Raw genomic sequence first — 23,800 nt, forward strand, 5'->3', positions numbered from 1 at the left:
CACTTCCCCCTGCCGCCCCACACCATTCCGGTTATGATAGCCCTGCCCGTCCCGAGCCGGGGCGGCGTTTCCCAGTTGAAAAGGAGAGCAGTGGTGATCGATTTACGCAGTGATACGGTAACCCGGCCAACCGCGGCCATGCGTCAGGTGATGGCGCAGGCGGAGGTGGGCGATGATGTCTATGGCGACGATCCGTCGGTGAATGCGCTGGAGGCGCAACTGGCGGAGCGCGCTGGCAAAGAGGCGGCGCTGTTCCTGCCGACCGGCACTCAGGCCAACCTGGTGGCGCTGCTGAGCCACTGCCAGCGCGGCGAGGAGTACATCGTCGGCCAGAAGGCGCACAACTACCTGTATGAGGCTGGCGGCGCGGCGGTGCTCGGCAGCATCCAGCCCCAGCCGATTGACGCGGCCGAGGATGGCACCCTGCCCCTCGACCGGGTGGCGGCGGCCATCAAGCCCGATGACATCCACTTCGCGCCGACCCGGCTGCTGAGTCTGGAGAACACCCACAACGGCAAGGTACTGCCGCTGGATTACCTGCAACAGGCGTGGCAGTTCACCCGCGAGCGCCAGTTGGCGCTGCACATTGATGGCGCGCGCATCATGAACGCCTGCGTGGCGCTGGGGGTCGAGCTGGAGGCGCTGACCCGCTACTGCGACAGCTTCACCCTCTGCCTCTCCAAGGGGCTGGGCACGCCGATGGGATCGCTGCTGTGCGGCAGCGCCGACTACATTGCCCGCGCCCGCCGCTGGCGCAAGATGGCTGGCGGCGGTATGCGCCAGATCGGCATCATGGCGGCGGCCGGCAGCTACGCCCTGACGCACCATGTGGCGCGCCTGCAAGAGGACCATGACAACGCGCAGTGGCTGGAGCAGCAGTTGCGCGCGCTGGGGCTGGAGATGGTCGGCGCGAGCGCGCAGACCAATATCCTGTTCGTGCGGGTGCCGCCCGCGCAGGCCGCGGCGCTCGGCCCGTGGATGCGCGCGCAGGGCATCTTGCTCAGCGCTGGCCCGGTGACCCGCATCGTGACCCATCTGGATGTCACGCGTCAGGATCTGCAACGGCTGGTGGCGCTGTGGCAACGCTTTATGGCGGAACACGCCTGACCCCGGCGGGGCCGCATTTTTGGCGGCCCCTCCCTGCTATACTTCCCTCCATAACAGGCTGGCGCTCCCCGGCTGCGCGCCTATTTTTCACCCGGTCGCGCGCCTTTTCCCCTTCTGGCTCCGCTGGGGGATTGCCTGCCGCACATTTTCACGAAAGAATGGCACCCTATTTGCAGTGGCGGCTGTCGCCCCTACGCAGCACGGGTTTGGTGGATGGATTTATGACGTTTTTGGTTACCGGGGCAACCAGCGGACTGGGCAGGAATGCAGTCGACTCTCTGCAACAGCGCGGGATAAAGGTCAGGGCGGCGGGGAGCAACCCGGCCATCGGCGCGCTGTTGGCCAAGTCCGGGGCGCAGTTTATCCACACTGACCTCACCAATCTGGTCTCCTCGCAGGCGCGCGCCATGCTGACCGAGGTGGAGACGTTGTGGCACTGCTCCGGCTTCTCCGCGCCGTGGGGTGCCGAAGAGACCTTTGAGCTGGCCAACGTGCGCGCCACGCGCCGCCTCGGTGAGTGGGCCGCCGCCTATGGCGTGCGCAATTTCGTCCACATCTCGTCGCCAGCGATCTATTTCGATTTTCGCCACCACCGCGATATCCATGAGGATTTCCGGCCGCAGCGCTTCGCCAACGCCTTCGCGCGCAGCAAGGCGGCGGCCGAGGAAGTGATCCAGCAACTGGCGCTCGCCAACCCGCAGACCCACTTCACCATCCTGCGCCCGCAAGGGATGTTCGGCGCGCATGACAATGTGCTGCTGCCGCGCCTGTTGCAGATGATCCGCCACGGCTCGCTGCTGCTGCCGCGTGGCGGCGACGCGCTGGTGGACATGACCTATGTCGAGAACGTCGTGCACGCCATGTGGCTGGCGACCGAAAACAGCCGCACCGCCTCTGGCCGCGCCTATAACATCACCAACCAGCAGGCGCGCCCGCTGCGCACGCTGGTGCGCCACCTGATGGAGTGTCTGGGGATGCCGTGCCGCATCCGCTCGGTGCCCTACACCCTGCTGGATGTGCTGGCGCGCGGCATGGAGCGTCTCAACGCCAGCTCCAACAAGGAGCCAGCGCTGACCCACTACAGCGTCGCCAAGCTCAACTTTGACCTGACGCTGGACACACACCGCGCCCAGGAGGAGTTGGGTTACCGCCCACTGGTGTCGCTGGATGAGGGCATCCTGCGCACCGCCCACTGGCTGCGTGACCACGGCAAACTGCGTGGCCTGAACGCCGTCAGCTAGCCACGCGGCGGGTACTGCTCCAGCAAGGCCCGCACTATCGCCTCACTCTCCGCGTCCGCCTGCCCGCTGTACTCCGCCGGGCGGAAGTGCATCTGGAAGGCGGCAATCACCTGTCGCCGCGCCTGCGCATCCATTCCCGGTGTGACCGGGTAACCATAGGCCGCCAGCCGCGCCAGCAACGCGGCCTCCGCTACCGGTTGGCGCGGGTCGCGCCCTGCCAGCCAAAAGGTGACGCGCGCCGGATCTGGCCAGGCCCCGATGCCCTGTGCCGCCAGCGCCTGCCACGGGAAGCGCGGGCCGGGGTCGGGCTTGCGCAGCGGCGCGATGTCCGCATGGCCGACCACGTTCTGCGGCGCGATGCCATAACGGCGCACAATCTGGCCAGCCAGTTCCGCCAGCGTCGCCACCTGCCCCGGCGGGAAGGCGTACCAGCGACGGCCCAGCAGCGTGCGCCGGAAGCCGGGGTTCTCCAGCTCAATGCCGATCGAGGTGTCGTTAAGGTTGGTGCGCCCGCGCCAGCCGCTCGCGCCCGCGTGCCAGGCGCGCTGCGACTCCGGCACCAGCTGCCACACCACCGGCTTGCCGCTGGCTTGCGGCGGCGTGGCCGGGATCAGGTAGTGGGCGCTGACATGCTCCTCGGTCAGGGTCGCCAGCGAGGTCGGGAAGTCATCGGCAGTGTAGTGGATCACCAGAAAGCGGATGCGCGGCTCCTGCCCCTGCACCGGGTGGGCGTGGTTCACCCACAGGTTGCCACGCGCCTCCAGCCCGGCCGGTGGCGCACTCTGGCAGGCGGTGAGCAGCAGCGCCGCCGCCAGCAGCCACGCGCGCCGCACGCTCAGCGCGCCACCTTCACGGCGGTGCCGGTCACGCTGACCATCAACATGCTGCCCTCCTTGCCGACCGTCTCATAATCGATGTCGATGCCCACCACGGCATTGGCGCCCAGCTCCTTGGCCTGCTCCTCCAGTTCACGGAAGGCGATCTGCCGCGCCTTGCGCAGCTCCTTCTCATAGGCGCCCGAGCGGCCGCCGACGATGTCACGCACGCCCGCAAAAAAGTCGCGGAAGATGTTCGCGCCCAGGATCGCCTCGCCAGTCACGACGCCGCAGTAGTCGGTGATGGTAAAACCTTCCAGGGTGGGGGTGGTTGAGAATTGCATCAGGCTCTCCTTCTATGGGGGGGAATGGCGTGCCGCCGCGGGCGAGAAACCCTGCAACGGCAGAAATCAGACGTATACTCTAAGCTAACGTCTTCAAGGTAGAAAACTCCAATAGGGCAATGAGATGAAAAATAATGTAATCGCCGCCGTCCTGCCATTGGCACTGTTGCTGAGCGCCTGCACCACCCCCGTTGAGCCGGCCTTCAAGGCCAATGAGAATGGCAGCCACGCCACCGCCTGCGTGGCGGGCGGGCCAGATGCCGTGGCCCAGCAGTTCTACGATTTTCGCATCCAGCAGCGCAGCAACGGCGTGCCAGACAGCGCCACGCTGGCCGCCTACCGCCCCTACTTGAGCCAGGCGCTGTATGAGGCGCTGCGCCACGCCTACCAGGATCGGCGGGTGGATGTCGCCGCCACGCCGAATGAGAAGCCGGGCGTGGGCGATGGCGATCTCTTCTCCAGCCTGTTTGATGGCCCGACCCAGGTGGCGGTCGCTGACGCCTCCACCATCCCGAACCGCGACGCCCGCAACATCCCGCTGCGCGTCAATTTAGTCAACCAAAAGCCGGGCGCGGAGAGCGCCACCCAGTGGCAGGATGAGATTTTAATGGTGCGCGAGGGGGAGTGCTGGACGGTGGATGACATCCGCTACCTCGGGCCGTGGGAGTTCGCCTCCAGCGGCACCCTGCGCCAGGTACTGGAGCGGCGCTAACGTCCCACGCGCCGCTGCCAGCAGGATAACCGCTTGATTTTGCGCGATGGGCGCAAATCGCGTTCACAATTCGCACAAAACAAGCAAATTCTCTATCCTAAATGGCAGCGGGGCGACAAATCCCGCCGACGCGGAGCCATCACCGCATCTTGTGCTGCCTGCCCCGTGCTTTCAGGGTGGTTAATAAATTTTAACGCACAATGATTGCATAACTATTCTGTGGAAGTTAACATTTGCGGCATCAATTGCTATTCAAATTCTGCGCATGAGTATTCAACTTAACGGCATCAACTGCTTTTACGGCGCCCATCAGGCGCTGTCTGACATCACGCTCTCATGCCCGGCCGGTGAGACGCTGGTGCTGCTCGGGCCGAGCGGCGCGGGCAAAAGCTCGCTGTTGCGGGTGCTGAACCTGCTGGAGATGCCGCGTTCCGGCCAGCTCCAGATTGCCGGCAATCGCTTCGATTTCGCCCAGCCCCCTGGCGAAAAGGCGATCCGTGCCCTGCGCCAGAATGTCGGCATGGTGTTCCAGCAATACAACCTCTGGCCGCACCTGACGGTGCTGCAAAACCTGATGGAAGCCCCCTGCCGGGTACTTGGCCTCGGCAAGGATGAGGCGCACGCGCGAGCGAAGAAATTGCTGGATCGCCTGCGGCTCACCGACTTTGCCGACCGCTTCCCGCTGCACCTCTCGGGCGGCCAGCAGCAGCGCGTGGCGATTGCCCGTGCGCTGATGATGGAGCCACAGGTGCTGCTGTTCGATGAACCGACCGCCGCCCTCGACCCGGCCATCACCGCCCAGGTCGTGGACATCATCCGCGAGCTGGCCGGCACCGGCATCACCCAGGTGATCGTCACCCATGAGGTGGAGGTGGCGCGCAAAACCGCCAGCCGCGTGGTCTATATGGAGAATGGGCATATCGTGGAACAGGGCGACGCCAGCCGCTTTACACAGCCGCAGACCGATGCGTTTGCAAGTTATCTTTCCCATTAAGTTGGTTCGGAGTTCATAATGAAAAAATATATCGTTGCCGCGGTGCTCGCTGGCCTCAGCCTCTCCGCCTCCGCCGCCGAGAACATCCGCTTTGCCACGGAAGCCTCCTACCCTCCGTTTGAATTTGTGGACGCTGGCAACACGATCCAGGGCTTCGACATCGATCTCGCCAAGGCGCTGTGCAAAGAGATGCAGGCCAACTGCACCTTCACCAACCAAGCCTTTGACAGCCTGATCCCCAGCCTGAAGTTCCGCCGCTTTGACGCGGTGATCTCGGGCATGGACATCACCCCGGAACGCCTGAAGCAGGTGGCCTTTACCAAGCCCTACTATGATAACTCTGCATTGTTCGTCGCGCAGAAGGGCAAGTTCGCTGACCTCGCCGCGCTGAAGGGCAAACGCGTAGGTATGCAGAATGGCTCCACCCACCAGAAGTACCTGACCGAGAAGCACCCGGAGATCACCCCGGTGCCGTATGACAGCTACCAGAATGCCATCCTCGACCTGAAAAATGGCCGTCTGGATGCGGTGTTTGGTGACACGGCGGTAGTGAATGAGTGGCTGAAGCAGAACCCGAACCTCTCCGCCGTGGGCGACAAGGTTACGGACGCCGCCTACTTTGGCACTGGCTTGGGCATCGCCGTGCGCCAGCAGAACAGCGACCTGCTGGGCAAGCTGGACGCCGCGCTGGCGAAGGTGAAACAGGACGGCACCTACCAGACCATCTACCAGAAATGGTTTCAGCAGTAATTCCTGATGAGTGAATTCCAACCCCTACTCAGCGCCGCCGGCATGACCGTCGGCCTGGCGCTCTGCTCGCTGGTGCTCGGTCTGGCACTGGCGATGCTGTTCGCTGTCTGGGAGTCGGCGCGCTGGCGGCCGGTAGCCTGGCTCGGCACCGGGCTGGTGACGCTGCTGCGCGGCCTGCCGGAGATTCTGGTGGTGCTGTTCATCTACTTTGGCTCCTCCCAGGTGCTGATGCTGCTGGCGGACGGCTTTACCCTCAACTTCTACCTGTTCCAGTTGCCGGTGCAGCTCAACATTGAGAACTTTGAGGTCAGCCCGTTCCTGTGCGGTGTGGTGGCGCTGGCACTGCTCTACTCCGCCTACGCCTCGCAGACGTTGCGCGGCGCGCTGAAAGCGGTGCCACATGGCCAGCGCGAATCCGGGCAGGCGCTGGGGATGAGCAAGGCCGCCATCTTCTTCAGGCTGGTGATGCCGCAGATGTGGCGCCATGCGCTGCCCGGCCTTGGCAACCAGTGGTTGGTGCTGCTGAAAGATACCGCGCTGGTGTCGCTGATCAGCGTCAATGACCTGATGCTGCAAACCAAAAGCATCGCCACCCGCACCCAGGAGCCGTTTAACTGGTATCTGATCGCCGCCATGATCTACCTGCTGGTAACGCTGTTCAGCCAGGCTGTGCTACGGCGCATTGAGCAGCGCACCACCCGTTTTGAGCAGAGGCCGCACTGATGCTGGAGTACTTACCTGAGATCCTGAAGGGGTTGCACACCAGCCTGACGCTGACGGTCGCCTCGCTGCTGGCGGCGCTGGTGCTGTCGCTGCTGTTCACCCTGATATTGGCGCTGCGCACGCCGGTTATCAGCCAGCTGGTGCGCGGTTACATCACGCTGTTCACCGGCACGCCGCTGCTGGTGCAGATCTTTTTGATCTACTACGGCCCCGGCCAGTTCCCTGCTATCCAGCACTATCCGTGGCTGTGGAACCTGCTGTCGCAGCCGTGGCTCTGCGCGGTGCTGGCGCTGTCGCTCAACAGCGCGGCCTACACCACGCTGCTGTTCCACGGCGCGCTGCGCGCCATCCCCGCCGGCCAGTGGCAATCCTGCGAGGCGCTCGGCATGTCGAAGATGCAGTCGCTGCGCATCCTGCTGCCGTTCGCCTTCAAGCGCGCCCTCTCCTCCTACTCGAATGAGGTGGTGCTGGTGTTCAAGAGCACCTCGCTGGCCTACACCATCACCCTGATGGAGGTGATGGGCCACAGCCAGCTGCTGTATGGCCGCACCTACGATGTGATGGTGTTTGGCGCGGCCGGGCTGGTTTACCTGTGCGTCAATGGCCTGCTGACGCTGTTGATGCGGCTGATCGAGCGCCGCGCGCTGCGCTTTGAACAGCGCAACTGACCCCCCAGGGGCGGCATTGGCCGCCCCTTTTTTTGCCCGCCATCCTGCCCGCCTGATTAAAACTCACCCACTCATTTAATTTTTTAAGCAATTTTATTGCATATAAATTCAAATAATGTCAGCGTAGTGACCTGTCCCGGCCGCCGTACAGTGCTGCCCGTTCCGCAGGCCATCCCGGCCGGCGCAGGGGACCACAACAATAATCTGGAGTATCACCATGAAAAAATTGCTGCTCGCCGCCCTGCTCTCTGGCATCGCGTTTACTGCCAGCGCGGCTGACACCATCCGCTTCGCGGCTTCCGCCACCTACCCGCCGTTTGAGTCGCTGGACGCCAGCAATCAGATGGTTGGCTTTGACATTGATTTGGCGAACGCACTCTGCAAACAGCTTCAGGCCAACTGCACCTTCACCAATCAGGCCTTTGACAGCCTGATCCCGGCGCTGAAATTCAAGCGTTTTGACGCCGTGATCTCTGGCATGGACATCACCCCAGAGCGCCAGAAGCAGGTGGCCTTCACCCAGCCCTACTACGCCAACTCGGCCATCGTGATCGCCCAGAAGGGCAAGTTCCAGACGCTGGCTGACCTGAAGGGCAAGCGCGTCGGCATGGAGAACGGCACCACCCACCAGAAGTACCTGCAAGAGAAGCACCCGGAGATCACCACCGTTGCCTATGACAGCTACCAGAACGCCATCCTTGACCTGAAAAATGGCCGTCTGGATGGGGTATTCGGTGACACCGCGGTGGTCAACGAGTGGCTGAAGAGCAACCCGAATCTGGCTCCGGTAGGCGAGCACGTGACCGATGCGCAATACTTCGGCACCGGCCTCGGCATCGCGGTGCGCCCGGACAATCAGGCGCTGCTGGCGAAACTGAATGGCGCGCTGGAGGCGATCAAGGCCAACGGCACCTACAAGGCGATCAACGACAAGTGGTTCCCACAGTGATCCCGCTCCCCCGCTCCGGCGGGGGACATTTTCCCGCCTGATTTTTCCGCGCCAGATTGCGTGACTTCGCTCACTTTCCCATGTCATTTGCATGAATTTCACCAGAAATGTGATGCTCGTCACACTGCAATCCATTGCGTCCCCCTACACTGGCTGCCCGAATGTTGCCATAAGATGGAAGGACCGATGCACGCACGATTTCATACCGCGTTTTCCGCGCTCTCAATGGAACTGGCCACGGCGCTGGAGCCGCTGCTGCGCCATAATGATTTCCCCGCCTTTTTCACGGCAGCAGAGGTTACCCGACTGCAACAGGAGAGCGGCCTCTCCGCCGACGCGCTGGCGTTCGCCCTGCTGCCGCTGGCGGCAGCCTGCTCTCTGGCACCGGTCTCCCACTTTCAGGTAGGGGCCATCGCCCGTGGCATCAGTGGCAACTGGTACTTCGGTGCCAATATGGAGTTCATCGGTGCGCCGCTGCAACAGACCGTGCACGCGGAGCAATCGGCGGTGACCCACGCCTGGCTGCGCAACGAGCGCCAGCTGGAGGCGATCACCGTCAACTACACGCCGTGCGGCCACTGCCGCCAGTTTATGAATGAGCTGAATAGCGGCGTGCAACTGGCCGTCCATCTGCCGGGCCGTGAAGTGGCCTCCCTTGGCCACTACCTGCCGGATGCCTTTGGCCCGCGCGATCTGGCCATCACTACCTTGCTGATGGATCAAGTAGACCACGGCTATCAGGCGGAGGGTGATGCGCTGACCAAGTATGCGCTGGCGGCAATGAACCAGAGCCACGCCCCCTACAGCCATGCCCACTGCGGCATCGCGCTGGAGGATGCGGAGGGCAAAATCTTCCCCGGCCGCTACGCCGAAAACGCCGCGTTCAACCCCAGCCTGCCGCCGTTGCAGGCCGCGCTGAACCTGATGAACCTGGCGGGCAGTGACCACGCCACCCTGCGCCGTGCGGTGCTGATTGAGCGTGAGTCGGCGCTGCTGTCACAGGTTGATGCCACCCGCGCCACGCTGGCGGCCCTCGGCTGTGATGACCTGACCGTGATCGCGGTCTAACATTGCCCCTCTCCCCGGCCGGGCGCCCTGCCCGGCCCAATGGTTTGACCACTCCCGCCCTCCGCGAAAATGCATCAAAATCGGTAAGTTAGGTCACTGACCGCACGATTTTTGTCATACATTGATAACAATTGCTGTACATATTGGCGTTATCTTTTAGGATCAGCGCGCAACCTTTTCTCTAAGACCGCCAAGAGTAGATCAATGGAACTTGAAAACGAGAGCAAACGCCCCCTTTATATCCCCTATGCTGGCCCGATCCTGCTGGAAGCGCCGCTGCTGAACAAAGGCAGCGCCTTTACTGACGATGAGCGCACCCACTTCAACCTGCACGGCCTGCTGCCCGAGGCGGTGGAGACCATTGAGGAGCAGGCGGAGCGCGCCTGGCGCCAGTTCCAGGATTTCAAAACCGACATCGACAAGCACATCTACCTGCGCAATATTCAGGACACCAACGAGACGCTGTTCTACCGCCTGCTGGATAACCACCTGAGCGAGATGATGCCGATCATCTACACGCCGACCGTGGGTCTGGCCTGTGAGCACTTCTCCGATATCTACCGCCGCGCGCGTGGCATCTTCATCTCCTACGCCAACCGCGACCGCATCGACGACATCCTGCAAAACGCCACCAAACAGAACGTGAAGGTGATCGTGGTGACGGACGGCGAGCGCATCCTCGGCCTTGGCGATCAGGGCATCGGCGGCATGGGCATCCCGATTGGCAAGCTGTCACTCTACACCGCCTGTGGCGGCATCAGCCCGGCCTACACCCTGCCGGTAGTGCTGGACGTCGGCACCAACAACCCGCAGCGCCTGAACGACCCGCTCTACATGGGCTGGCGTCACCCGCGTATCACCGGCGAAGAGTACGCCGAGTTCGTGGAGCTGTTTATTCAGGCGATCAAACGCCGCTGGCCGAAAGTGCTGTTGCAGTTTGAGGACTTCGCACAGGCCAACGCCACCCCGCTGCTCAACCGCTACCGCGATGAGATCTGCTGCTTCAACGATGACATTCAGGGCACCGCCGCCGTGACCCTCGGCAGCCTGATCGCCGCCAGTCGCGCCGCCGGTTGCCGCCTGCGCGACCAGACCGTGGCCTTCCTGGGTGCCGGTTCTGCTGGCTGTGGCATCGCCGAGCAGATCATCGCCCAGATGAAGTCCGAAGGGCTGAGCGAAGAGGAGGCACGCGCCAAAGTGTTCATGGTGGATCGCTATGGCCTGCTGACCGACAAACTGCCAAACCTGCTGGAGTTCCAGGCCAAGCTGATCCAGAAGAGCGACAATCTGGCTGGCTGGGACGTCAGCAATGACGCCATCTCGCTGATGGACGTGGTGCGCAACGCCAAGCCGACCATCCTGATTGGCGTCTCCGGCCAGCCGGGGCTGTTCACGGAGGAGATTATCCGTGAGATGCACCGCCACTGCCCGCGCCCAATCGTGATGCCGCTCTCCAACCCGACCTCACGCGTTGAGGCCCGCCCGGAGGACATCATCAGCTGGACCGACGGCGCGGCGCTGGTTGCCACCGGTAGCCCGTTCGCCCCGGTGCACTACAAGGATCAGGTGTTCCCGATTGCCCAGTGCAACAACTCCTACATCTTCCCCGGCATCGGCCTTGGCGTGCTGGCGGCAGGTGCCACCCGCGTCACCGACAACATGCTGATGGCCGCCAGCCGCGCGCTGGCCGACTGCTCGCCGCTGGCGACCGAGGGCCACGGCTCGCTGCTGCCGGACGTCAATGACATTCAGGGCGTGTCGCGCGTCATCGCGATGGAAGTGGGCAAGGCCGCGCAGTTGCATGGCGTGGCGCCTGTGACCTCTGAGGATGCGCTCTCCACGGCAATTGAGCACAACTTCTGGCAACCGAAGTACCGCAACTACAAGCGCACCTCGTTCTAAGCGGGGCTTCGCGCATCTGGCAAGGGCGCCCGCCCTTGCCTTTTTATTGGCTTTCCCCACAAGCTGATGAAAAATACAGCGAAACCGCCGCACAAACCCGGCATACCTTGCGTCGCGCAAACAGGTAAAGTAGCCTTGGAACCCCAAGCAAATCTCATCCCGTAGGGCCTGAACCATGTGGAAACGCCTGATAGCCAGCTTACTGCTTATCGTGTTCGCGATCGGCGCGGCGGCTATTGCGCTCGATCGCTGGATGAGCTGGAAAACCACCGCCTACATCTATGAGGATGTGCGCACCCTTCCGCACCGCCAGGTGGGCGTGGTGCTCGGTACCGCCAAGTACTACCGCACCGGTGTGATCAACCAGTACTACCTCTACCGCATCCAGGGGGCGATCAACGCCTACAACAGCGGCAAGGTGAAGTACCTGCTGCTGAGCGGCGACAATGCGCTCCAGAGCTACAATGAGCCGATGACCATGCGCCGCGACCTGATCGCCGCTGGCATCCCGGCCAGCGACATCGTGCTCGACTACGCTGGCTTCCGCACCCTCGACTCCATCGTGCGCACTCGCAAGGTGTTCGACACCAATGACTTTATCGTCATCACCCAGCGCTTCCACTGCGAGCGGGCGCTGTTCATCGCCCTGCACATGGGCATTCAGGCGCAGTGTTACGCCGTGCCCTCGCCCAAGGATATGCTGACAGTGCGGGTGCGTGAGATTGCCGCGCGCCTCGGTGCGCTGACTGACCTCTATCTGCTCAAGCGCGAGCCGCGCTTCCTCGGGCCGCTGATCCCGATCCCGGCGGTGCACCCGGTGCCAGCGGACGCGCAGGGCTACCCGGCCGTCACGCCGGAGCAACTGCTGGAGCTGCAACAGCGTCTGGCGCGCGAGCGCCAACAGGAGCAGGAGAAACAGGAGGCGCTGGCCCGCGCGCGCCAGCAGCATGAAGAGGAGCAGGCGGAGCGGTTGCGCCAGCAGCAGGAGGCCGCGAGCCAACCCGCTGCGCCAGAGGCGCCGCCCCACCCCGGCCACCTGCTTCCCCCGCCGGCCACCCAGCCGCAACCATAAAAAAAGGCGCCCTGACGGCGCCTTTTTTTGGCTTTTGGCTTACTTCTTCTTGGCGTACTTCAGGGAGTCCAGCGCCACCGCGAAGATGATGATGCCGCCCTTGATGATGTACTGCCAGTAAGGGTTCACACCGATGTAGGTCAGGCCGTAGTTGATGACGGTGAAGATGATCACCCCGGTCACTACCCCGGCCACGGTGCCCACGCCGCCGGCGAAGGAGACGCCGCCGACCACGCAGGCTGCGATGGCGTCCAGCTCATACATGAAGCCGAGGTTGTTGGTGGCACTGCCGATGCGGCCCGCCTCCAGCAGCCCGCCAAAGGCGTAGAAGACGCCGGAGAGGGCATAGATCATGATCAGGTTCAGCGGCACGTTGACGCCGGAGACCTTGGCCGCCTCAGGGTTGCCGCCGATGGCGAAGATGTTCTTGCCAAAGCGGGTCTTGTTCCACAGCACCCAGACAAACACGATGGCGATGATCGCATAGAAGGTGATGTAGGAGAGCTTGAAGCCGCCGAGGCGGATAAAGCCCTGCGCAAAGGAGGAGAAGCCACTGTCAAAGCCAGCAATCGGGGACGCGCCGACAAAGTCGTAGTAGAGCGAGTTGATGCCGTAAACGATGATCATGGTGCCGAGGGTGGTGATAAACGGCGTCACGTTCAGGTAGGCGATGATGATGCCGTTCAGCAGGCCAATCAGCGCGCCAATCACGCACACCGTCAGGATCACCAGCGGGATCGGCACGGTCTGGATGTCCGGGAACACCTTGTTGACGTTATCCATCGCCTGCAACATGGTGGCCGCCACCACCGCCGCCAGCCCGACCTGGCGGCCCGCTGACAGGTCAGTGCCCTGCGTCACAATCAGCCCCGCCACGCCCAGCGCGATGATGATGCGCACCGAGGATTGGGTCAGGATGTTACTCAGGTTCATCAGGCTCAGGAAGGTGGGGTCCTGGAAAATAATGATCGCCAGCAGCACCAGCAGTACAACGTAAATCCCGCCCTCTTTGAGATAAGTGAGCATACTTTTCTTATTTAATGCAGTCATAATAAGAACCTTCAACAAGATTAGAGGTGCAAGGAGGCAAGACGTAATATTTCATTCTGCGAGGTCTCTTTGGTATTCACGATACCGGCGACCTGCCCGTTACTCATCACCAGAATGCGATCGGTAATCCCGAGCAGCTCCGGCATTTCCGAGGAGATGATGATGATCCCCTTCTCCTTCTTCGCCAGTTCGGTAATCAGTTGGTAGATCTCAAACTTGGCGCCGACGTCAATGCCGCGCGTTGGCTCATCCAGCATCAAAATCTCCGGCTGGGTCAGCAGCCAGCGACCAATGATCACCTTCTGCTGGTTACCGCCTGAGAGCGAGCCAATGTGGGTGTGGTGGCCCGGCGTTTTCACCCGCATTGAGTCAATCACCCACTGGGTATCACTCTTCATCCGCCGGTTATCCAGCAGCCCCAGTTTGTTCTTGTAGTTGCGGATGTTGGAGATGAGCGAGTTGAAGCCGATATCCAGGTAGGCGTAGATGCCGGTGGAGCGGCGCTCCTCGGTAACCAGCGCGAAACCGTGGTTGATCGCCTCGTTGGCGCTGTGGTTGTTGATCGCCTTGCCATGCAGCTTGATGGTGCCACTCACCTTCTCGCGGATGCCAAACAGCGTCTCGACGATGTCGGTGCGCTTGGCGCCCACCAGCCCGGCGATGCCAAGGATCTCCCCTTTATGCAGGTCAAAGGAGACGTCCCGGATCGAGGGCTGGCGCAGCGAGGTGAGGTTTTTCACCTCCAGAATGACTTCGCCCGGCGTGTTCTGCCGGTCAGGGAAGCGCTGGCTGAGGGAGCGCCCGACCATCTTGGCGATGATATGGTCCATCGTCATCCCCTCCAGCGGCCGGGTCTCAATCCACTGGCCGTCGCGCAGGATGGTGATCTCGTCACACAGCTGGAAGATCTCCTCCATCTTGTGCGAGATGTAGACGATGCCGCAGCCACGCTCTTTCAGCTTGCGGATGATGGTAAAGAGGTGGTTGACCTCTTTTTCAGTCAGCGAGGAGGTTGGCTCATCCATGATGACGATTTTGGCGTCATAGGAGAACGCCTTGGCGATCTCGATCATCTGCATCTGCGACACCGACAGTTTCGCCACCTTCTCCCGGGGGTCGATGTCGATGTCCAGTTCGTCGAAGATTGCCTTGGTGTCGCTGTACATCTTGTCCTGATCGACGAAGATGCCCTTGGTTGGGTAGCGGCCCAGCCACATGTTGTCCATCACCGTGCGTTGCAGCACCAGGTTCAGCTCCTGATGCACCATCGACACGCCCTGCTCCAGCGCCTCTTTGGAGCTTTTGAAATCAACCTCTCTCCCCTGGAAAAGGATGCTGCCGGAATCTTTGCTGTAAATACCAAACAGGCATTTCAATAACGTCGACTTGCCTGCGCCATTCTCCCCCATCAGGGCGTGAATGGAGTGGGGGCGGACTTTTAAATTAACGTTATCCAGTGCCTTTACGCCCGGAAATGACTTCGAGATATTGGTCATCTCCAACAGCCACTCGCGCGGCTGTCCCGTACTGATATCGGCCATAGTTACACCTGGCTAAAAGATGGAGTCTGCTGTTCGGGGTATCCTGGGCGCATGCGGCGGGCCGGACGAACCGGTGACCACCTGCCTGCCCAGCGACAACCTGAGGTGGCGGACGCCGCTGGCCATCCTGACCCGCGGCGGGGTATTGCTTACTGCACCGTTAGACTAAACGGGGGTTACTTACCGATAAATTGCGCCAGGTTATCCTGGTCTACACCGACGTAAGGGACACGTACGATTTTATTTTCAATTTTCCAGTTGGTGCCCTCTGCCGCGGCTTTACCCTCGGACAGATTCTTCGCAAGCTGGAAGGTGGCTTTCGCCTGGTTGTTGGCGTCATTCAACACGGTTCCCGCCATCGCGCCTGATTTCACCAGCGCCAGGGCCTCCGGCAGCGCATCCACGCCGAAGACCGGGATCTTTGTCTTGTTGTGGGCTTTCAGCGCTTCCACCGCGCCCATGGCCATCGCATCGTTGTTGGCGATCACCACCTCAATCTTGTCGGCGTTCGGGCCGGAGAGCCAGGCGTCCATCTTGTCTTTGGCCTGTGCGGTGTCCCACATCGCGGTATCAAGTTGCAGCTGCTGGGTCTTCAGGCCCTCTTTGCCATTCAGGGTGTCGATGACGTACTTGGTGCGCGCCTCGGCATCCGGGTGGCCCGGCTCGCCCTTCAGCAGCACGAACTGCACGGTGCCATCTTTGTTCAGATCCCAGGCGGGGTTGGCTTTCCAGTGCTTGGCGATCAGCTCGCCCTGAATGATGCCGGACTCCTTGGAGTCGGTGCCGACGTAGTAGGCTTTGTCATAGCTGTCGAGCGCCTTGCGGCTCGGCTCTTTGTTGTAGAACACCACTGGCACGTCATTGCCGCGAGCCTTGTCAATCACCACTGGCGCGGCAGCCGGGTCTACCAGGTTGATGGCCAGCGCCTTGACGCCCTTCGCCAGCAACACGTCGATCTGGTCATTCTGTTTGGACTGGTCGTTCTGCGAGTCATTCATCAGCAGTTCGATATCCGAAGAGGATTTGGCTTCCTTCTCAATCGCCTTGCGCACCACCGACATGAAGTTGTCATCGTATTTGTAGATGGTGACGCCGATGCGGGTGTCCGCGTGTGCCGCTGCGCCGAACAGCATGCTGGCGGCCACTGCGGCCAGGGTAAAGACCTTCTTATTCATTTGTCGTCTCCGGTTTATGTAGGGTAGAACCAGGGGTTGCCGCTCTGTCCCCCGCGCACGCTGTGTGTGGTGTAGCCGGTGGCGGCGCGGCGGGAAATTGCCAGGGTGTGACTATTTGTAAACGTGTTGACACATCCTGACAGAAAACGTTTGCATCATAATCGCTGTATTGTTAATTAACTGTGAATGCGTTCACAATTTGAAAGCGGTTACACAAGGCAATCATGACACTTCGTGACCGTTTCCGCATTTCAGCGCAGCGCCACCGAGTGGCGGCGCACCAGCGTCGGCATAAAACAGTGAGTTACACCGCTCTCCAGCCGGTTAGCCGCCCCTTTCAGCGCCAGTTCGGTCGCTAAAGTGGCCATCGACATGATGGGATAACGTACCGTGGTCAGCTTCGGGCTGGTGTAACGGGCGATCGGGATGTCATCAAACCCCACCAGCGAGCAGCCCTGCGGCACACTGATACCGTTTTCTTTCAGCACTGCCAGCGCCCCGGCGGCCATCGCGTCGTTGTAGGCGAAAATCGCCGTCAGTTGCTGGTTGCGCCCCAGCAATTCCACCATCGCTGCCTCGCCGCCCTGCAAATCCGGCGGGCCGGCGGCGTACCACGCCTCGGGCGTCGCCAGCCCCACCTCCGCCATCGCGCGCCGGTAGCCCTCGCGGCGCTGCACGTCATCCTCAATCGGGTGGTTGGAGCCGATATAGCCGATGCGCCGGTGATTGTGGCTGAGCAGCAGCCGGGTCGCCATCAGCGCGCCGCTGACGTTGTCCAGCCCAACGCAGCGGTGCTCATAGCCCGCGATGATCCGGTTGACCAGCACCATGCCCGGCACCTGCTCCAGAAAGGCGATCAGCTCGCGATCATCCAGCGCCTTGGCATGGACAATCAGGGCGTTGCAGCGCTGGCGGATCAGCACCTCAATCGCGTGGCGCTCCTTCTCCGCCTGATGGTAGCTGTTGCCGATCAGCACATATTTGTGGTGCAGCTGGGCAACGGTATCCACCGCCTTGACCAGCGCGCCGAAAAAGGGATCGGAGACATCCATCACCACCACGCCAATGGTGTCGCTGGATTGGGTCGCCAGCGCCTGCGCATTGGCATTCGGCCGGTAGCCCAGCTCGGTCGCTGCCTTCAGCACCAGTTCGCGCGTCTCTTTGCTGGCGATGGCCGAGTTGTTCAGCACGCGGGAGACCGTCGCCACCGAGACGCCAGCGCGGCGCGCCACATCACGGATGGTGATCATTGCGGCCTCCCGCCTGCCGGTGGCAGGGGCGAAAGGCGGGGGCAAAAGGCAATGAAAAGGGAAACGATCATGGAGATTCCTGTTATTCGGCTGGTAAAGGGGCACTGACTGCACGTCGCTATCCTAGCGACTTTGCCCGCCCCCCTTCGTGAATCACGTCACAGGAAAGAAAACGTTTTCATACATTTCTTTAACTTTCAGGGGAAATTATGCGGCAAAGCACAGCACTGAGGGAGGAATATGCTGGTGCCCGGCAGACGCTGGGCACCGGGGGATCAGGAGACGGAATCGGAGCGGCCGGCAGTGAGCGCCGTCAGGCGGCGCCAGACCCACTCCACTGGCCCCTGTGGGAAGAAGCGCAGCCAAACCACTGACAGCAGCAGGTTCACCAGCCACACCGCCGGTACAAAGGCCAACAGTTGCAGGCGGCCAAAGTGCTGTACCCAACCAAAGCGGTAGAAGATCGTGGTGCAGATCAGGGTCTGTACCAGATAGTTGGTGAGCGCCATGCGCCCGACCTGCGACAGCCAGTCGCACACCCGCCAGCGCACCAGCGTCGGCCAGAAGCCGTAGACCAGCGCCAGATAGCCAATCGACTGCATCATTGCGCCAATCTCGCGCGGTGCCTGTAACAGGTAGCCGCTCCAGCGGTACTCCCAGCCCAAATGCCACTGCACCAGCGCCGTCGGGATCTGGATCAGCCATGAAAGCGTTATCAGGCAGAGCGCCGTATAGCGGTAGTGGCGCAGGCTGAACTTGCCACGCAGCCAGCCGCTGCGCATCAGGCCCGCGCCCACCATCATCGCGCCCATCAGCTCCCAGCCATACTGCGCGGCAATCGAGATCAGCATGGAGGAGAGCATATCCAGCCGGTTGCGCCACGCCTCGGGGCCGCCCTGCATCTTCCACAGCGCCTCATACTGGCGGTCAGCCGCCCCCGGCAGCCAGAAGCTGCCCGGCTCCGGGCTGGTGATAAAGGCGAACATCGCCAGCACCGCCACCCCCAGCACAAACAGCAGCACCCCGGTGGTCACCAGCGTGCGGCTGGAGGGTGCCTCGCGGATCATGCGCCAGCACACCAGCCCAATCAGCCCGTAGGAGAGCAGAATGTCCCCCTCCCAGAAGAAGATGGCGTGCACCAGCCCAAGCAGCACCAGCCAGGAGAGGCGCGCCTGAATCCAGCCGGAGCCACGCGGCAACAGCAGTTGCAGCCCGGCGCCAAACAGCAGCGCGAACATGGTGAGGAATTTGGCCTGCGCCAGCACATCCATGATGACCCAGGTCAAGGCGTCGCCGGTGGAGGGCTGCCCCAGATAGGCCGGGTTCAGGTAGGCCGCGCGTGGCAGGCCGAAGGAGTTGATGTTGAGCAGAAGAATGCCAAGGATGGCGATCCCGCGGGCGCAGTCAAGGGGGGCAATGCGTGGTTGGCGCATAGGTCACAACATCCTGTAGTGTCAGGCGACGCCTTGGGGCGTCGCCGGTAACGGGGTGCGGACTCAGACGTGGCGGACAGCGCGCAGGAACTCCTGGCGGGTGTTCTGGCTGGACTTGAACAGACCGCCCAGCGAAGTGGTGGTGGTGGCGCTGGTCGCATCACGGATACCGCGTGCTTTCACGCAATAATGTACCGCATCAATGGATACCGCAACATTATTGGTGCCAAGCAGGGTTTGCAGCGCCACCAGGATCTGCTGCGTCAGACGCTCCTGCACCTGCGGGCGCTGGGAGAAGAACTGCACGATGCGGTTGATCTTGGAGAGGCCAATCACGCCATCTTTGGGAATGTAGGCCACGGTCGCCTTGCCATCGATGGTGACAAAGTGGTGCTCGCAGGTGCTGGTCAGCGTGATGTCACGCACCGTCACCATCTCATCCACCCGCATCTTGTTCTCGATGATGGTGATCTTCGGGAAGTTGCTGTAATCCAGGCCGGAGAAGATCTCATCGACATACATCTTGGCGATGCGGTTCGGCGTCTCCGCCAGGCTGTCATCGTTCAGGTCGAGGTTCAGCAACTGCATGATGCTGGTCATGTGCTCCTGGATGTGGCGGGTACGGGTCTCCCGATCAAGCATCGGTTCCGGCCGCAAGGGGGTCTCCAGGCCGCGCGCCATCAGCGCTTCATGAACCAGTGCGGCTTCTTTACTCAGCGTTGCCATTCTTCTTCTCCTACAGGTATTACAATTTTGGCTGGGATCACGCCAAAATTTGGTGCCTCACTGTAGTTGAGTAGACGGCGATTATCCAGCGATTACGCTTCGTGATTGATGAAATAGCTGCAAGTTATCGGTGGTGTGGATGGGTGCTCCCCTGCCCGCCCGGTTATCGCCAGTTGCCAACGCGTCACCAGATCGCTACACTCACAAAAAATGAATAACATCCTTTCACTTCCTCACAAAAAGAGAAAACATGGATCTGACCCAGCTTAGGATGTTCTGCTGCGTGGCGGAGACCGGTTCGCTGGTAAAGGCAGCCGAACAGCTGCACCGCGTCCCCTCCAACCTCACCACCCGCTTGCGCCAGCTCGAGCAGGAGCTGGGCACAGACCTGTTTATCCGCGAGAAGCAGCGCGTGCGGCTGTCGGCAATGGGCCACAACTTCCTGAACTACGCCCAACGCATTCTGGCGCTAAGCGATGAGGCGATGAGCATCACCCACGCCGGTGAGCCAGCCGGCCAGTTCGCCCTGGGGTCGATGGAGAGCACCGCCGCCACCCGGCTGCCGCTGTTGCTGGCGCGCTACCACCAGCGCTTCCCGGCGGTGTCGCTGTCGCTGCTGACCGGCACCTCCGGCGAAATGATTGAGCGCGTGCGTGCGGGCACCCTCGCCGCCGCGCTGGTGGATGGCCCGGTTGAGCCGGATGACCTCAACGCCTGCGTCGCCTTCCGTGAGGAGCTGCTGCTGGTGGCACCGGCTGGCACTCCCCTGCCCGTGGCGGGCAGTGGCCCGCTGACGGTGTTTGCCTTCGGCGAGGGGTGCAGCTACCGCCACACCCTGCTGGCCTGGCTGAAACAGGCTGGCGTGCTGGTCGGCAGCGTGCAAACCCTGCGCTCCTACCACGCGATGCTGGCCTGCGTCGCCAGCGGCGCGGGCATCGCGCTGATGCCGCGCACGGTGCTGGCGCAGCTACCCGGCGAAGGGCAAGTGGCCGCCCACGCGCTGCCGCCGGAGGTGGCGGAGACCGCCACCCACCTGATCTGGCGGCGTGAAGCCTTCAGCCCCAATGTGCGGGCGTTGAAGGAGATCATTATTGAGTACAACGATGGCGTCGTTCCGGCGCTGAAACACCCGATTGCCGGTGAGTGACGTACACTTATTGCGCCATCCCTGTTCTGACACCCCTAAATACCCTGTAAGGAGCAACACATGGAGATGATCAAAACCCGCGCCGCCGTGGCCTGGGGCCCTAACCAGCCGCTGACCATTGAGGAAGTGGATCTGATGCCGCCGCAGAAGGGCGAGGTGCTGGTACGCATCGTCGCCACCGGCGTCTGCCACACCGATGCCTACACCCTCTCCGGCAAAGACCCGGAGGGCATCTTCCCGGTGATCCTCGGCCATGAGGGCGGCGGCGTGGTGGAAGCCGTGGGTGAAGGCGTCACCAGCGTGGCGGTCGGCGACCACGTGATCCCGCTCTACACCCCAGAGTGCGGCGAGTGCAAATTCTGCCGCTCTGGCAAAACCAACCTCTGTCAGGCGATCCGCACCACACAGGGCAAGGGGCTGATGCCGGATGGCACCACCCGCTTCTCCAAGAATGGCCAGCCGATCTTCCACTACATGGGCACCTCTACCTTCTCGGAGTACACCGTGGTGCCGGAGATCTCCCTGGCAAAAATCAGCAAGGAGGCCCCGCTGGAGGAGGTCTGCCTGCTGGGCTGTGGCGTCACCACCGGCATGGGTGCGGTGATGAACACCGCCAAGGTGAAAAAGGGCGACACCGTGGCGATCTTTGGCCTCGGCGGCATCGGCCTGTCGGCCATCATCGGCGCGCAGATGGCCGGAGCCAGCCGCATCATCGGCATCGACATCAACACCAGCAAGTTTGAGCTGGCGCGCAAACTGGGCGCGACCGATCTGGTGAACCCGAAAGATCACAGCAAGCCGATTCAGGAAGTGATTGTCGAGATGACCGACGGCGGCGTGGACTTCTCCTTTGAGTGCATCGGCAACGTCAACGTGATGCGTTCGGCGCTGGAGTGCTGCCACAAGGGCTGGGGCGAGTCAGTGATCATCGGCGTCGCGGGCGCGGGCGAAGAGATCGCCACCCGCCCGTTCCAGCTGGTGACCGGCCGCGTCTGGCGCGGGTCGGCGTTTGGCGGCGTGAAGGGCCGTTCGCAGCTGCCGGGCATTGTGCAGGACTACCTCGACGGCAAGTTCCAGCTCAATGACTTCATCACCCACACCATGGGGCTGGAGGCGATCAACGAGGCCTTCGACCTGATGCATGAGGGCAAGTCGATCCGCTCCGTCATCCACTTTGACCAGTAAGCGGGGCGCACCGGATGAGCATTGAGCTTCTTGAGGAACACCGGCTGTTTGGCGGCTGGCAGCAGCGCTACCGCCACGCCAGCAGCAGCCTGAACTGCGACATGACCTTCAGCCTCTACCTGCCGCCGCCGCGCGACGATGCCCCGCCGCCGGTGCTCTACTGGCTCTCCGGGCTGACCTGCAACGACGAGAACTTCACGTTGAAGGCTGGTGCGCAGCGGGTCGCCGCCGAACTGGGGCTGGTGCTGGTGATGCCAGACACCAGCCCGCGCGGCGCAGGGGTGGCGGATGACGAAAGCTATGACCTCGGCCAGGGGGCGGGCTTCTACCTGAACGCCACCGAGGCACCGTGGTCGGCGCACTACCGGATGTATGACTATCTGGTGGATGAGCTGCCCGCGCTGGTGCGCGAGCAGGTGAACGTCAGCGATCGCCAATCCATCAGCGGCCACTCAATGGGCGGCCACGGCGCGCTGATGCTGGCGCTGCGCAACCCGCAGCGCTACCGCTCGGCCTCGGCCTTCGCGCCGATCGTCAACCCGAGCCAGGTGCCGTGGGGCCGCAAGGCGTTCACCGCCTATCTGGGCGCGGATGAGCAGCGCTGGCTGGCCTATGACAGTTGCCACCTGCTGGCGAGCCGCCCGGCCGAACCGCTGCCGATGCTGGTCGATCAGGGCGACGCCGACCAGTTCCTGCCAGACCAGCTCCAGCCGAGCAAACTGGAGGAGCTGGCGACCCAGAATGGCTGGCCGCTGACGCTGCGCACCCAGCCCGGCTATGACCACAGTTACTTCTTTATCGCCAGCTTTATCGAGGATCACCTGCGCTTCCACGCGCAGCATCTGTTCGCCTGATTTGCCCCCTCCCCCGGCCCCCGCCCACCCGCGGCGGGGGCCGCTCTCCCGCACGCTGGCTGGCGCAACCGTCGGGATCTACTACACTTTATGGTCAGAAGCGAATGTCATGCGCCCCGCAAGTGCTGGGGCGCCTCCTGTTGTTTCAAGTGAATGGAGAAGAAACGATGTCAAAACCAGACCAATATACCCGCCAGAATCCACTCACCCAGTACAAGCATGACCGTTATCCAAAGCAGACTCAGCCCGCGCCGGGTTTGGCCGTCAATATGCAGCCTGCTCCGGATCACGGTGAGGAGAGCTACCGCGGCAGCGGCCGGTTGGAGGGCCGCAAAGCGCTGGTCACCGGCGGTGACTCCGGTATCGGCCGCGCGGCCGCCATCGCCTACGCCCGTGAAGGGGCGGATGTCGCCATCAACTACCTGCCCGCCGAGCAGCGTGACGCCGAAGAGGTGGCGGAGTTGGTACGTGCGGCGGGCCGCGAGGCCGTGCTGCTGCCGGGCGACATCAGCGATGAGATCTTCTGCCAGAAGCTGGTGGCCGATGCCCATGAGCAGCTGGGCGGGCTGGATATTCTGGCGCTGGTGGCCGGTAAGCAGGTGGCGATTGAGAACATCAGCGATTTGACCACCGAGCAGTTCCGCAAGACCTTTGAGACTAACGTCTTCGCGATGTTCTGGATCACCAAGGCGGCGCTGCCGCTGCTGCCGGAGGGGAGTTCCATCATCACCACCTCCTCGATTCAGGCTTACCAGCCGAGCAAGTTCCTGCTCGACTACGCCTCCACCAAGAGCGCGATCATCGCCTACAGCCGCGCGCTGGCCAAGCAGGTCGCCAGCAAGGGCATCCGCGTCAACATCGTCGCGCCCGGCCCGATCTGGACGCCGTTGCAGGTGGCTGGCGGCCAGTTGCAGGAGAACATCCCGGAGTTTGGTAGCGCCACCCCGCTGCAACGCGCTGGCCAGCCCGCTGAACTGGCACCGATCTATGTGTTCCTCGCCTCGCAGGAGTCGAGCTACATCACCGCCGAGGTGTTTGGCGTGACCGGCGGCAACCACACCGCCTGATCTATACAAAGCCGGACAGCGTTCAAG

Annotated in this window: 23 protein-coding genes; 15 read left to right on the plus strand and 8 right to left on the minus strand. The window is 62.4% G+C overall.

Annotated features, from left to right (window positions below):
* Positions 1-90: 90 nt before the first annotated feature.
* Positions 91-1,107 carry a low-specificity L-threonine aldolase gene (ltaE, locus tag C1N62_RS11075; protein WP_137763682.1) on the plus strand — a complete coding sequence of 339 codons (1,017 nt, stop codon included), beginning with the start codon at positions 91-93 and terminating at the stop codon, positions 1,105-1,107.
* Between the two features lie 221 nt (positions 1,108-1,328).
* On the plus strand, positions 1,329-2,348 hold the full coding sequence (locus C1N62_RS11080) for an NAD(P)-dependent oxidoreductase (protein WP_137763683.1): 1,020 nt from the start codon (positions 1,329-1,331) through the stop codon (positions 2,346-2,348).
* On the opposite strand, the gene C1N62_RS11085 is transcribed toward C1N62_RS11080, so the two are convergent.
* Together C1N62_RS11085 and C1N62_RS11090 are read right to left on the minus strand one after the other, a co-directional pair.
* Positions 2,345-3,181, minus strand: a complete 837-nt coding sequence (locus tag C1N62_RS11085; protein WP_137763684.1) for an N-acetylmuramoyl-L-alanine amidase — start codon at positions 3,179-3,181, stop codon at positions 2,345-2,347. The genes C1N62_RS11080 and C1N62_RS11085 overlap by 4 nt on opposite strands.
* Before the next feature lie 2 nt (positions 3,182-3,183).
* Positions 3,184-3,507: a heavy metal-binding domain-containing protein gene (locus C1N62_RS11090; RefSeq protein ID WP_137763685.1), complete on the minus strand. Its 324-nt coding sequence runs from the start codon at positions 3,505-3,507 to the stop codon at positions 3,184-3,186.
* 124 nt (positions 3,508-3,631) lie between these two features.
* Between C1N62_RS11090 and C1N62_RS11095 the strand changes: the two genes are divergently transcribed.
* From C1N62_RS11095 to sanA, 9 genes are all read left to right on the plus strand, one after another.
* Positions 3,632-4,219 carry a lipoprotein gene (locus tag C1N62_RS11095; protein ID WP_137763686.1) on the plus strand — a complete coding sequence of 196 codons (588 nt, stop codon included), beginning with the start codon at positions 3,632-3,634 and terminating at the stop codon, positions 4,217-4,219.
* A 265-nt stretch (positions 4,220-4,484) separates the two neighbouring features.
* A complete protein-coding gene (gene artP / locus C1N62_RS11100; protein WP_137763687.1) occupies positions 4,485-5,213 on the plus strand; it encodes an arginine ABC transporter ATP-binding protein ArtP in 729 nt (242 codons plus the stop codon).
* Between the two features lie 18 nt (positions 5,214-5,231).
* Positions 5,232-5,963 carry an arginine ABC transporter substrate-binding protein gene (gene artJ, locus C1N62_RS11105; RefSeq protein ID WP_137763688.1) on the plus strand — a complete coding sequence of 244 codons (732 nt, stop codon included), beginning with the start codon at positions 5,232-5,234 and terminating at the stop codon, positions 5,961-5,963.
* A 6-nt stretch (positions 5,964-5,969) separates the two neighbouring features.
* Positions 5,970-6,686 carry an arginine ABC transporter permease ArtQ gene (artQ, locus tag C1N62_RS11110; protein ID WP_137763689.1) on the plus strand — a complete coding sequence of 239 codons (717 nt, stop codon included), beginning with the start codon at positions 5,970-5,972 and terminating at the stop codon, positions 6,684-6,686.
* The gene (gene artM / locus C1N62_RS11115; RefSeq protein ID WP_137763690.1) at positions 6,686-7,354 is read left to right on the plus strand and encodes an arginine ABC transporter permease ArtM; all 669 of its coding nucleotides are present in this window, start codon (positions 6,686-6,688) and stop codon (positions 7,352-7,354) included. Before artQ ends, artM begins: the two co-directional genes overlap by 1 nt.
* Positions 7,355-7,571: 217 nt before the next feature.
* On the plus strand, positions 7,572-8,303 hold the full coding sequence (locus C1N62_RS11120) for an arginine ABC transporter substrate-binding protein (RefSeq protein ID WP_137763691.1): 732 nt from the start codon (positions 7,572-7,574) through the stop codon (positions 8,301-8,303).
* A 186-nt stretch (positions 8,304-8,489) separates the two neighbouring features.
* Complete coding sequence (cdd, locus tag C1N62_RS11125; protein WP_137763692.1) at positions 8,490-9,371, plus strand: cytidine deaminase; 882 nt, start codon at positions 8,490-8,492, stop codon at positions 9,369-9,371.
* 204 nt (positions 9,372-9,575) lie between these two features.
* Complete coding sequence (locus C1N62_RS11130; RefSeq protein WP_137763693.1) at positions 9,576-11,273, plus strand: NAD-dependent malic enzyme; 1,698 nt, start codon at positions 9,576-9,578, stop codon at positions 11,271-11,273.
* Between the two features lie 175 nt (positions 11,274-11,448).
* On the plus strand, positions 11,449-12,345 hold the full coding sequence (sanA, locus tag C1N62_RS11135) for an outer membrane permeability protein SanA (protein WP_137763694.1): 897 nt from the start codon (positions 11,449-11,451) through the stop codon (positions 12,343-12,345).
* Positions 12,346-12,384: 39 nt separating this feature from the next.
* On the opposite strand, the gene mglC is transcribed toward sanA, so the two are convergent.
* From mglC to folE, 6 genes are all read right to left on the minus strand, one after another.
* Positions 12,385-13,395 carry a galactose/methyl galactoside ABC transporter permease MglC gene (mglC, locus tag C1N62_RS11140; RefSeq protein WP_137763695.1) on the minus strand — a complete coding sequence of 337 codons (1,011 nt, stop codon included), beginning with the start codon at positions 13,393-13,395 and terminating at the stop codon, positions 12,385-12,387.
* A gap of 20 nt (positions 13,396-13,415) precedes the next feature.
* A complete protein-coding gene (mglA, locus tag C1N62_RS11145; RefSeq protein ID WP_137763696.1) occupies positions 13,416-14,936 on the minus strand; it encodes a galactose/methyl galactoside ABC transporter ATP-binding protein MglA in 1,521 nt (506 codons plus the stop codon).
* Positions 14,937-15,112: 176 nt separating this feature from the next.
* On the minus strand, positions 15,113-16,111 hold the full coding sequence (gene mglB, locus C1N62_RS11150; protein WP_137763697.1) for a galactose/glucose ABC transporter substrate-binding protein MglB: 999 nt from the start codon (positions 16,109-16,111) through the stop codon (positions 15,113-15,115).
* A gap of 251 nt (positions 16,112-16,362) precedes the next feature.
* Positions 16,363-17,361: an HTH-type transcriptional regulator GalS gene (gene galS / locus C1N62_RS11155; protein WP_137763698.1), complete on the minus strand. Its 999-nt coding sequence runs from the start codon at positions 17,359-17,361 to the stop codon at positions 16,363-16,365.
* A 275-nt stretch (positions 17,362-17,636) separates the two neighbouring features.
* Positions 17,637-18,794, minus strand: coding sequence for a DUF418 domain-containing protein YeiB (gene yeiB, locus C1N62_RS11160; protein ID WP_137763699.1), 1,158 nt, complete (start codon positions 18,792-18,794; stop codon positions 17,637-17,639).
* A 63-nt stretch (positions 18,795-18,857) separates the two neighbouring features.
* The gene (gene folE, locus C1N62_RS11165; protein ID WP_137763700.1) at positions 18,858-19,520 is read right to left on the minus strand and encodes a GTP cyclohydrolase I FolE; all 663 of its coding nucleotides are present in this window, start codon (positions 19,518-19,520) and stop codon (positions 18,858-18,860) included.
* A 250-nt stretch (positions 19,521-19,770) separates the two neighbouring features.
* On the opposite strand from folE, the gene C1N62_RS11170 reads away from it, so the two are divergent.
* From C1N62_RS11170 to C1N62_RS11185, 4 genes are all read left to right on the plus strand, one after another.
* The gene (locus C1N62_RS11170) at positions 19,771-20,667 is read left to right on the plus strand and encodes a LysR family transcriptional regulator (RefSeq protein ID WP_137763701.1); all 897 of its coding nucleotides are present in this window, start codon (positions 19,771-19,773) and stop codon (positions 20,665-20,667) included.
* Between the two features lie 60 nt (positions 20,668-20,727).
* Positions 20,728-21,852, plus strand: a complete 1,125-nt coding sequence (locus tag C1N62_RS11175; protein ID WP_168195849.1) for an S-(hydroxymethyl)glutathione dehydrogenase/class III alcohol dehydrogenase — start codon at positions 20,728-20,730, stop codon at positions 21,850-21,852.
* A 14-nt stretch (positions 21,853-21,866) separates the two neighbouring features.
* Complete coding sequence (fghA, locus tag C1N62_RS11180) at positions 21,867-22,706, plus strand: S-formylglutathione hydrolase (protein WP_137763702.1); 840 nt, start codon at positions 21,867-21,869, stop codon at positions 22,704-22,706.
* 167 nt (positions 22,707-22,873) lie between these two features.
* Entirely contained in the window at positions 22,874-23,773 is a 900-nt protein-coding gene (locus C1N62_RS11185; protein WP_137763703.1) for an SDR family oxidoreductase, read from the plus strand.
* The last annotated feature ends 27 nt before the right edge of the window (positions 23,774-23,800 follow it).

It is taken from the genome of Nissabacter sp. SGAir0207 (genome assembly GCF_005491205.1).
Classification (GTDB): domain Bacteria; phylum Pseudomonadota; class Gammaproteobacteria; order Enterobacterales; family Enterobacteriaceae; genus Chimaeribacter.